The sequence below is a fragment of the Stenotrophomonas sp. 05L44_2 genome (genome assembly GCF_056665995.1).
Genome location: NZ_JBFTNR010000050.1, coordinates 1 through 10,401, shown reverse-complemented (window position 1 = coordinate 10,401; position 10,401 = coordinate 1). Strand labels below are relative to the sequence as shown.

At 67.4% G+C, this 10,401-nt stretch carries 8 protein-coding genes and 1 tRNA gene; 2 read left to right on the top strand and 7 right to left on the bottom strand.

The features are described 5' to 3' along the window. On the top strand, positions 1-480 hold a 480-nt coding region (locus AC1VAN_RS03110; RefSeq protein WP_480985248.1), incomplete at its 5' end, for a GyrI-like domain-containing protein. A gap of 23 nt (positions 481-503) precedes the next feature. Here AC1VAN_RS03110 and AC1VAN_RS03105 read toward each other — a convergent pair. The 7 genes from AC1VAN_RS03105 to AC1VAN_RS03075 all read right to left on the bottom strand — a co-directional run bounded on the left by AC1VAN_RS03105 (position 504) and on the right by AC1VAN_RS03075 (position 9,646). Next, positions 504-2,522 (bottom strand): energy transducer TonB family protein, encoded by a 2,019-nt coding sequence (locus AC1VAN_RS03105; RefSeq protein WP_442251346.1) that lies wholly within the window; start codon positions 2,520-2,522, stop codon positions 504-506. After that, entirely contained in the window at positions 2,519-3,904 is a 1,386-nt protein-coding gene (locus tag AC1VAN_RS03100; RefSeq protein ID WP_442251345.1) for a hypothetical protein, read from the bottom strand. The genes AC1VAN_RS03105 and AC1VAN_RS03100 overlap by 4 nt, the downstream gene beginning before the upstream one ends. A 4-nt stretch (positions 3,905-3,908) precedes the next feature. Next, positions 3,909-4,664 (bottom strand): PP2C family serine/threonine-protein phosphatase, encoded by a 756-nt coding sequence (locus AC1VAN_RS03095; protein WP_309909943.1) that lies wholly within the window; start codon positions 4,662-4,664, stop codon positions 3,909-3,911. A 2-nt stretch (positions 4,665-4,666) separates the two neighbouring features. After that, positions 4,667-5,347, bottom strand: coding sequence for a vWA domain-containing protein (locus AC1VAN_RS03090; protein WP_480985247.1), 681 nt, complete (start codon positions 5,345-5,347; stop codon positions 4,667-4,669). Positions 5,348-5,495: 148 nt separating this feature from the next. Continuing rightward, a tRNA-Thr gene (locus AC1VAN_RS03085) sits at positions 5,496-5,571 on the bottom strand. 84 nt (positions 5,572-5,655) lie between these two features. Further along, the gene (locus tag AC1VAN_RS03080) at positions 5,656-6,660 is read right to left on the bottom strand and encodes a 2-hydroxyacid dehydrogenase (RefSeq protein WP_442251344.1); all 1,005 of its coding nucleotides are present in this window, start codon (positions 6,658-6,660) and stop codon (positions 5,656-5,658) included. Between the two features lie 97 nt (positions 6,661-6,757). Further along, a complete protein-coding gene (locus AC1VAN_RS03075; protein ID WP_480985246.1) occupies positions 6,758-9,646 on the bottom strand; it encodes an autotransporter domain-containing protein in 2,889 nt (962 codons plus the stop codon). A 267-nt stretch (positions 9,647-9,913) separates the two neighbouring features. Between AC1VAN_RS03075 and AC1VAN_RS03070 the strand changes: the two genes are divergently transcribed. Then, the coding region (locus tag AC1VAN_RS03070; protein WP_480985245.1) for an RNA polymerase sigma factor at positions 9,914-10,401 on the top strand (488 nt) is incomplete at its 3' end.

The following is a 10,401-nucleotide window of genomic DNA, read 5'->3' as shown; positions in this document are numbered from 1 at the left end:
GCCTATCGCGATGCGGTGGAGTGGCTGTACTCGGTCAGCTACGCACTGAAGTTCGCGATGAAGGCCGAAGGACGGGACTACGTGGTGCCGCCGCTGGAGGGACTGTGGTGGGCCGACGACCCGTCCAGCTTCGTGRCACGGCGCAAGCACGCGTGGCGCTGGACGATGATGATCCGCACACCGCTGGACGTCGACGTTCCGCGTTTCAGCGAAGCGGTTGCCAAGGCATCGGACAAGCGTGGTACCGCGCCGCAGAGCCTGCGCCTGGCGCTTTACGAGGAAGGCCTGTGCCTGCAGACGCTGCATGTAGGCGCCTACGATGACGAGGGCCCGACACTGGCCGAACTGCATGAACGGATCATGCCGGCACAGGGGCTGACCTTCGCCGGGCCGCATCATGAGATCTACCTGGGCGACCCACGCAAGGTAGAGCCTGCTCGCCTGAAAACGGTGCTGCGGCAACCGGTACGGGCGCGGTGACGGCCGCGTCCCGGGCTGATCCGTCAGCCGCCCTGGAACTGCACCGGGAGACGCAGGGTTATCTGCTTGACCGTGGTCACCGGCCGCCGGGGGGTGACGTGCCATTGCAGTGCAGCCTCACGGGCGGCGCGATCCAGCGCAGGATGTCCGCTGCTGCGGTCCACGGTCACATCGAGCACGCGCCCCTCGGCTGACATGGTGATCAGCAGCTCGACGCTGCCTTCCAGCACCGTCTCCCCGTCACCACGCGGATAACGCGGGGGATGACGGCGCGTCATCGCCGCCAACTGCGCGCCCAACGCCTGCTCGGGGTCCAGCTGCGGCGGCGGCGGGTCCATGGCCGTCGGCGCTGGTGCGTCCACGGTCACCGCTGGCGGCGTGGCGGCGACAGGCGCTTTGAACACGACCGTCACCTGCCTGCGCTCGCCGCCTGTGGGCACCTTCGACGCGCTGAGCCAGGTGCGTGCGCCCCGGCGCGCGGCCTCATCCAGCTGGGCGCTGCCACTGCTGCCTTCCACCAGCACCGCCGTAACCACGCCGGTCTGCCAGACATCCACCTGCAGGGTCACCATGGTGTCGGCCTCCACAGGTGCGCGCAGCGGGATGCCATGGCGCAGGTCCTTGAAGCCGGCGGCGGGCAGGTCGACCAGCACCTGCCCATACTCTGCTGGTGGCGACGACGGCGGCAGAGAGGGTGACGTACGCAACGCCAGGCCCTTGCGATCGACCAGCATCCCCGCTGGCGGCATCGCGCGTTGCGCCTGCCTGGCGGTGTCCGCTTTCGGGACCGCCGGCGGCGAAGGCTCCGACACCGCCGGGCCAGCGGGGTCTGCGGCGGTGTCGGCGGCGTCCGGCGCATTGCCTTTGCCTGCCTTCGCCTGCCGATCGTCATCGCCCAGCAGCAGTGTCGCGCGCGCCGTCAGGATCTCCATGCGGTCTTCGGACGCACTGGCCAGCAGCGTCGAGAGCATGAACACGTCGCTGCCAAGCAGCAGCGTGTTCACGTCGAACCGGGCGGGATCGGACGAAGCGTTCTTGTCACTGCGGTCGATCAGTCCGGCAATCACCAGCGCGCCCAGCGCCAGCTCTTCGTCCGTGTCGACCATCGTCGAAGCGTAGGCATTCCACAGACGCTCCTCCAGCGGTGCATAGGCAAACAACACCTCCTGCGTGCCGTGGATGCGCCACAGGCGCTCTTCCAGTGCCGCGTCGCCCTCACGGTCGAACGGCTTGCGGGGCGACCACCGTGAGCGGATCGCCAGCTCCTGCAGATCCGTCGCCAGCAGGCGCATCGCAACCGAGGTGCTCGATGGCGAGAGCTTCCACATCTGCTGCAGCAGCTCGACCTGCTTCAGCTCCAGCTCGCGCGCTTCCTCTGCCGTCAGCCGGTCCACCATCGCGCCCGCATCGCTGGCCAGCCCCGCCGTCCTTTGCGTGCGGCGGCCGGACCGGGCGGCAAGGGTCTCGATGGTCTCGTTGTACGCCGCGCGCAGGCGCTCGTACTCGGTGCGGTCTTCGCGCAGCACGGGGCCATTGCGCGCCCACAGATCCAGCTCCTGCATCAGCGCCTGCGTACGCGGCAGATCGCCACGGGCAGCAGTGCGCGCGGTTTCGTGCACCTTGTTGAGCATTTCCCGCTCGAAATGACCGCGCGAGTACCAGCGCGGAACCGTAGTGCGATCCTCGCCGATCAGTACCGAGCTCGGCCCCTGTTGACCGCTTCCTGCGCCCGTAGCGCCATTCCCAGAAATGCCGGTGACGATGAAGACGACGAAAGAGAGGAAGCCGAACATCACCGACGCGATCAGATAGTCCACGGCCCGGTCCTGCACCGCTACGCGCAGGAATGACAGCACCGACACCGCTCCGCCGATCAGCAGCGCAGCACGCAACGCCGCCCTGCCATCACTCAACACGCCGCTCGACAGCACTCGTCCGAGCCAGCCGATCGAGCTGTAGACCAGCACGCCGAGGTCGCCCCAGAACGGCGCCATCCCGATCAGTGCCAGCAACAGCACGGCCAGTACTCCCAGCAGCTTCATGGGCGCTTGCTCATGATCAGCATCGGCACGAACAGGATGAACAGCAGGATCGCGATCGCCAGCATGGCCATCTGCACGGCCAGCCCCACGCCATCCCAGATGCCCGGGTCCACCAGCGCGCTGTAGCGGCGGTAGGCCGGCATGCCCCAGCCCATCACCCAGCCCAGCAGCAGCGTGCCGATCACCGCCATCGTCACCCGCGACATCACGCCGGGAACGCCGCTGGCCGCCGACGCCTGCGCGGCGACCGGCTGCGCCTGGGCGACGCGCGCGGCGGTGCGTGCACGCTGCTTGCGGGCCTTGTTCGGCTTCTGCCGCGTGCGGGTCTGCGCCGCGCGTGCGCTGCCGGCCAGCAGTTCGGCGCGGGCGCAGGCGGCACAGGGCATGCCGACAAAATGCTGGTGGGCCGCATCCTTGCCGCACGCCACCAGCTGACCGGCGTTGCGCCGTGCGTATTCCAGCAGCAGCGTGGCCCATTCCTGCGCCGAAGGCCTCCGCCGCGCCTGCGCCGAGAACGCACGATCAAACATGTCGCGCAGCGCCGGCGGAAACATCTCATGGCCGCTGACCGGCGAGGGCAGCATCCGCGGATGCGGCTTGCCACGCGCGTAGGGGTACAGGTTGGCGGCGATGCGTGCCGGCAGGTCACTGGGCACCGTCGCCCCCTGCGGCCGGCCCGCATACGGATGCAGGCCGGAATTGAGCAGCTGGAACACCATCACCGCCAGCGCGAATCGATCCTGCGCCTCCTCCTGGCCCGGCTTCACCCCCGGCTGCTGGAACTCGGACGCCAGATAGTCGGTGGTGACCTGGCCGGCCGGAAAGCGCTCGCCCTTGCCCTGGATRCTGAAACCATCGCAATCGAGCATCGCGATGAACAAGGTGCTGCGATAGAACCGCACGTTCAGCGGCTTGAGGTCGACCACATAGTGCTGCCGCCGGTGCAGCGCGGCCAGCATCACCGCCAGGTTGGCGGCCAGGGTCATCTTCGCGCCCAATCCGGTAGGCAGCCCCTCGGCGCGCGCCTGCCGCTCCTGCAGCACATGTTCCAGATCGCTGGTGGCCGACAGATCCAGGATCGGCATGGTGAAGCCGATGAAACGCCCACTGCGATCCCGCAGCAGGGTCATCGGCCAGGCAATCTGTACCTGGTCGGCCCCCTGCCCTTCCATCGGCGGCAGGTCCGGCTGCAGCTCCAGCATCGCCTGCAGCTTGCGCTCGTAGACGCGCGCGTCCTTGTCCGTATGGTAGAGCTTGGCCACTTCGCGCGGCCGCTCCTTGAGGGTGAACACGCTGCCCGCACCGCCACTCTTGAGCAGCCGCTCCAGGGTGAGCGGCCTGCGCTGCGCGTCGTAGACCTTTTCGCCGCTGCGCCCGGGCATGTGCTCAGGCCGGCAGCGCGACCAGCAACGTCTTGTCGTCGCCGGTGATCTGATCGGTGCGCGGGTCGGCCAGCGTCGCATGCAACGCTTGGCTGCCGTGGGTCTCGTCCACGCCGGCCAGATAACGGATCACCGGTGCGATGAACGGTTGGAACAGGCTGTCGCCCGCGCGCGACATCGCAAACGGCTGCACGCCGTCGGACATCAGCACCAGCGCATCGATGGCCCCTTCGAAGCGGGTCAACCGCAGCTGCTCGCGCCAGTTGCCACCGGTCACGAACCAGGTTTCGTTGGCGTACTCGCCATTGGCAGGCAGCGATACCGCATCGGGCGATTCATTGCTGAACGCACACGCGGCCACGCCATCGCCGACATGGAAGAACCAGCCGCCATCGCGCGTAGCGACCGCCCCTACCAGCGTGCAGGCATGGTCGGATAGCTTCAGGCCCTGGCTCAGCGCAAGCATCGCCAGCTGCCCGCGCGCATCGTCGACAGCGGTTTCGATGATGCTGCGCAGCGTGTCCACCGGCAGTGCCAGTGGATCGGCGCCGAGCTGCGCGGACCCGGTAACCGACGCCGCCACGCTGCTGGAAACGTGCCGGGCGCCCACATCGCTGTGCGATGCGGAGCCTGCGCCATCGCAGACCACCGCGACCAATGTCTGCCCCACCTGCACCGACGCATAGGCGTCCTGGCAGGGCTGCCCGCGGTCCAGATGGGACCGTCCCGTGGCCGATGCGGCCATCACGCGCCAGGCCATGGTCAGACCGGCACTTGTGACCAGCTGTCGGTGGCCGGCAATTGCACCTGGCCACCGGGCGTCGAATTGGAGACCACCCRCATGCTCGCGCTCAGCCACAGGAACAGTTCCTTGAACTGCAGGCCCTGCAGGCGCTTCACGCCGCGCTCGCCATTGCGGCTGAACTGACCCAGCACGCTCATGTCAGCATTGCCGACAGCGATCGGGAACACCGCCACCTTGTTCTGCTGCTCGGCCTCGCGGCACTGCTCGGCCACCGCCTCCCAGGCGTCCGTGGGCTGGCCATCGGACATCAGGAACAGCCACGGCCGGGTGTAGGCAACACCGGCCTGGCGGAAGCGCGCCTTCTCGTCTTCAATCTCCTGCAGCGYCACTTCCACGGCCGCACCGGTCGGCGTGGTGCCATTGGCCGACAACGTGGGCGCGGTGAAATCCATCGCATCGCACCAGTCACCGCTGATGGCCGCGTTGTCCATGCCGCCGTACTCGACCAGCAGCACGCGCACACGCTTGGCCGCGATCACATCGGCTTTCAGCTCCTGCTCCAGCAGCTTCAGGCCCGCGTTCAACTGCTCGATGGGGCCACCACTCATGCTGCCGGAACAGTCCAGCACCAGGATCAGCGGCGTGCGCTGCTCACTGTTGTCGACCAGCGAAACATCGGGGATTGCAGCAATGGACATGATGGGAAGCCTCCGTGCGGGTGAACCAGTGCAGGTGATCTGCGCGGCCGATTATAGGCAGAGCTGAAGGGCCCAGGGGCGAGGGCCGACGGAGAACCGTGCCGCCCAAACAAAAAGCCCCGACCAAGGCCGGGGCTTTTGCTGAAACTGGTGCCGGAAATAGGAATCGAACCTACGACCTACGCATTACGAATGCGCCGCTCTACCAACTGAGCTATTCCGGCGAAGCTGGCAATTTTACGGTCGCCCTGCCCCTGCGGTCAATCCGGTCGTGACGATTGCCGTCAAACGCCCACCCGCCCGGCCCCTCAACCCGCCGCTACCCGGTTGCCGCACTCCCGCCCCGCCGCGAAATCGGCCAGGTTGCCCAGCGTGATCGCCGAGATCTCCTGCAGCGCCTCCACGGTGAAGAAGCCCTGGTGGCCGGTCACCAGCACGTTGGGGAAGGTCATCAGGCGCTGGAACGCCTCATCGTCGATGATCTCGCCGGACAGGTCCTGGAAGAACAGCGCGCTTTCCTGCTCGTAGACGTCGATGGCCAGGTGGCCCAGCCGGCGCGACTTCAGCGCGCGGATCACCGCTTGGGTATCGACCAGGCCGCCACGCGAGGTGTTGACCAGCATCGCGCCGGGCTTCATCCGCGCCAGCGAGGCGTCGTCGATCAGGTGCTGGGTATCCGGGGTCAACGGGCAATGCAGCGAGACAATGTCCGAGCGCGAGAGCAGCTCGTCCAGTTCAACCATTGTGCCGATCCCGGTGAACGCCGGCGAGGGATACGGATCGTGCCCCAGCACGGTGCAGCCCATGCCGCGGAAGATGCGCGCGGTGGCCAACCCGATCTTGCCAGTACCGACGATGCCCACGGTCTTGCCATGCAGGGTGCGGCCGAGCAGGCCATCGAGCATGAAGTTGCCCTCACGCACGCGGTTGTAGGCGCGATGCGTGTGCCGGTTGAGGGTCATCACCAGCGCCAGTGCGTGCTCGGCCACCGCTTCCGGCGAGTAGGCCGGCACGCGGGCGACGAACAGGCCGAGCGCATTCGCGCTGGCCAAGTCCACATTGTTGAAGCCGGCACAGCGCAGCAGCACCGCGCGTACGCCCAGTGCATGCAGGGTCTGAAGCACCGGTGCATCGAGCCTGTCGTTGACGAACACGCAGACGGTGGCGCAGTCCTGTGCCAGCGCGGCGGTGTGCACGTTCAGCGCCGCGTCGAAGTACACGAACTGGAAATCCTGCCCTGCCCCCTCGCGCTGGTTGGCTTCCTCGAGAAAGCGGCGGTCGTAGGGACGGGCACTGAAAACGGCGATCTGCATGGCAAGGTCTGCGCGGAAATCCGCCACGACCATAGCGCACCCGCACCCCGATGGGGATGGCACCGGCGGCGCGACGGCCGCCGGTGCCGGTACTGCCTTAGAACGTATAGCCCAGGCCCAGCATCACGCCGTTCTGCAGCTGGCCGTCGCGGCGCTCGCCCACGTAGTCGACCATCACCGACAGGCGATCGGTGGCGCGGCTGGTCACACCCAGGTTCCAGGCCAGCACCTGCTCGCCCACGGTCTGGCTGCTGGCACCGAACACCAGGTCCGGCGCCGCGGCGAAGCCGGTGCTGTAACGGGCCTGGGTGTCGCCCAGTTCCTTCTGCCAGACAACGCGCGCGCGCGGGGTGATGCGCTCGCCGTTGTTGCCTTCGAAGGTCTTGAACACCTGYAGGCCCGCACCAACGCGGATGCTTTCCAGGCTGTCACCACGCCCCACCAGTGCGCCGGCACCCTGCCCTTCATTGAAACGGGTGGCCGAGGTGCGCGCGTAATCGACCACCGGCAGCAGCGGCTGGATCACTACGCCCTTGGCGGTGGTGAACGAGAAGCCGTGCTCCAGCCGGGCCGAGATCGCATCGTTGTTGTACTTGGCACGCAACGGACCCTGCAGGCCGTCGATGCCATCGATGCTGCGGCGGGTGTCGTGGCGCAGATCGGTATAGCGCACCGAGGCCGACAGGTAGCCACGCGAGTAGGTGGCATCCAGGTAGCCGCCCACATCCAGCGCGCGCACGTCGCCGCTGAAACCGGAACCATCGCGGCCCTTGGTCGACATGTCCGCGGCGGCAACGCTGACGCCCAGCGTCACCCGGTCATCGGCCAGCTGCGTATCGGCACCGAGCACGATGCCGCCGACGGTATGGCTCAGGCCGGCCACGCCGCCCTCGCCATCGATGCGGCCATGGCTGCCGAAGCCCCGGCCCCAGAGGCCGTGGCTGCGCGGCGCTTCGCCGCCGAAGTTGGTGCTGCCACCGCCCGTCCCCGCCGGCTCCACCAGATGCATCGCCAACTGGTTGAACAGGCTGCCATTGGCCATGCCCGGCTGCGCCGACGCCGCCTGCGCGGCCTGTGCGGCCAAACCACCGGCATCACCGCTGCCGCTGCGCCGTGCGGCCTGGTGCTGCTGCACCACGCTGCCGATGCTGCCAACCAGCGCGCTGTCGGCCAGGCGCAGGCTGGCATGGCCATCACCGCGCAGTGCACCGGCCTGCTGGGCGATCACATCGCGGTCAGCGAACTGCAGCGCCCCCAGCAGCGGCTTCAGCCCGGCATCCTGGCGCTGGCCGGCAGTAGCCAGCGCGCGACCGAGTCCATCGTTGCCATTGTTGCCGGTAAGCTGCGCGAGCTGGTCGAAGCCGGGGTTGGCGGTCAGCGACAGGCCCTCGGCGGTCTGGTTGATGTTGAAGCTCAGCAGCGAATTGTGGCGTGGCCGGAACACCTCGCCGTCGGTGATGCTGGCCGTATAGCCGGTGTCACCCAGGCGCACCGCATCGGTGAAACCGCCCTGGTAGATCGGGCCGCTCACCAGCTCACGCTGGTAGTTGCCGGCGTAGAAGCCCTGCGCCACGTTCAGTTCAAGGTGGGCGCCCGGCGAGATGACCAGCGCCCCCTCGTTGGCGCCGCTGTCGTAGAAGTCGCCCACGCGCAGACGGCCACTGTTGGCGCCGCCTGCCTCGGTCACGTCGAACAGCACCTTGCCGCCCGGCATGATGTTGACGTAGCCATGGGTAACCAGGTCACCACCACGCGGCATCAGGGTGCCGTACACGCGCAGGCGGTTGAAGCCATCCTCGCGGTACGACGGGCCGGTGCCATTGAGCAGTGCGCTCGAGTCGGTGGCAACCGAGGCGATGTCGCCGTGGCCGACCACCATGCCGGCCGCCAGCACGCGCAGCTCCGGCGTGCGCAACGCGCCGCCTTCCAGGGCGATGGTGCCGTTCTCCACCAGCATGAAATCGGCGCCGGTGGTTTCGGCGGTGCGCCAGGTGCCGCCCTTGGCGACGCGGATCACGCCAGCCGAATTGCCCAGCGTGGAAGCGTCCAGTTCATCCAGGCGCAGCTGGCCCAGAAGGAGCTGCTGTGTACCCGGATCGTTGAGGTAATCCTGCACCGAAGCCGGGCCGATGCCGTTCGGGCCGGCGCTGGAGCGGTTGTAGATGTTCACCGCATAGTTGATGTACGTGGTGGCGAAGTCGGTATCGTTCCAGCGCGCGAAGTCGTCATCGACGAACGCCTGCAGCTGGCGCGCAGTGCGCAGGTAGCCTGGATTGATGTCGCCGCTGACATTACCGGTGACCGTCAGGGTATCGCCCGGATCGCGGTAACCGGCGGCGGTGATGATGTTGTTGCTGTAGATGTCCTGGCCGGGGAAGGTCTCCAGCCTGCGGCCGCTGCCATCGGGATCGAAGCTGACCGAAGCGCCGGTGGTCCGGGCCGGGTCGCGGAACACCAGCAGGCCGTTGGGCTGCACCACCTCGTACATGGCCTTGTGCAGCAGGCCGGCATCCATGCCGCCGCCGTAGTTGCCGGTGTAGATCTCGGTCATCCGCGGCGACGGCGTGTAGATCACCTTGCCACTGTTGCTGGCAGCGTGGATCTGCACCGAGTCGACCAGCGGCAGGTCGCCGGCCAGGTAACGTTCGACGCCACCGGACTGCATGATCGAGCAGGACGAGATRCAGTGGCCGGACACGATGGTATTCAGGCCGTTGGTGCGGATCACGCCCTGCAGCCACTCACCCGCGATCAGCGCGCCACCATTGGAGGTGCGCAGCACGACTTCGCGGATCGGGCGGCCTTCGGCCTGCGCTTTGGCCAGCAGCGCCGGCAGCGCGACGACGTCGGCGACGGTGACACCGCCACTCAGCACGACGCGATCGCCCTGCACGTGATAATTCATTGCCATGACGTCATCCATCTGGCCCAGGSTCGCGATACCCACCAGGCCTGCCAGGGCGATGCTCAACTTCGAATGCTTCATTGCGTTCTCTCTCTCCGCCCGCACCACGCGGGTCGAAAGCAGAACGCAGCAGCGGGCTCGACGCCCCCAGTCGACGGCGAGAAAAAACATGAATGCATTCACAATGGAAATACGGAAGAAACGTGGGCTTCCCCATCCGGTCACCGTCGCGTAAAACTCGGTGACGCGTCCGTCATCGTCGTCCGAGGCCCTCCCCTGTCCGCGCCCTCCCCTTTGCTCCGTCCTGCGCCGGATCTGCCCGGGGTTCCGGATGCCTTCATCGCATTCGTGCGCGAGGAACGCGCGCCGCTGTGCGCTTTCCTGCGCGCCCGCGGTGTCGGCCCCGAGGATGCCGAGGACATCGCCCAGGACTGCATGGAGCGCCTGATCCGCTACCGCGCGCACGGCACCGAGGAGCTGCGGCTGCTGCTGTACCGCATCGCCCGCAACCGCCTGGCAGACCGCGGGCGCTCGCCACAATCGCGCAACCACCTGTCGCTGACCGAACGCGACGGCAACGAAGAAGCCGCCAGTGCTTCTCCTGATCCGCTGCGTCAGGCAGAATCCGGGCAGATGCTCGCCCTGCTGCRCCAGGCACTGTTCAAGCTGCCCGAACGTGCCCGCGAGGTGTATCTGCTCAACCGCATCACCGGGATGAGCTATACACAGATCGCCCGGCATTGCGGCATCACCGCCAAGACCGTGGAAAAACACATTGCCCGTGCATTGCAGGGCCTGCGCAAGGAGCTGGGCCCCGATCCTCTCCACAATGATGG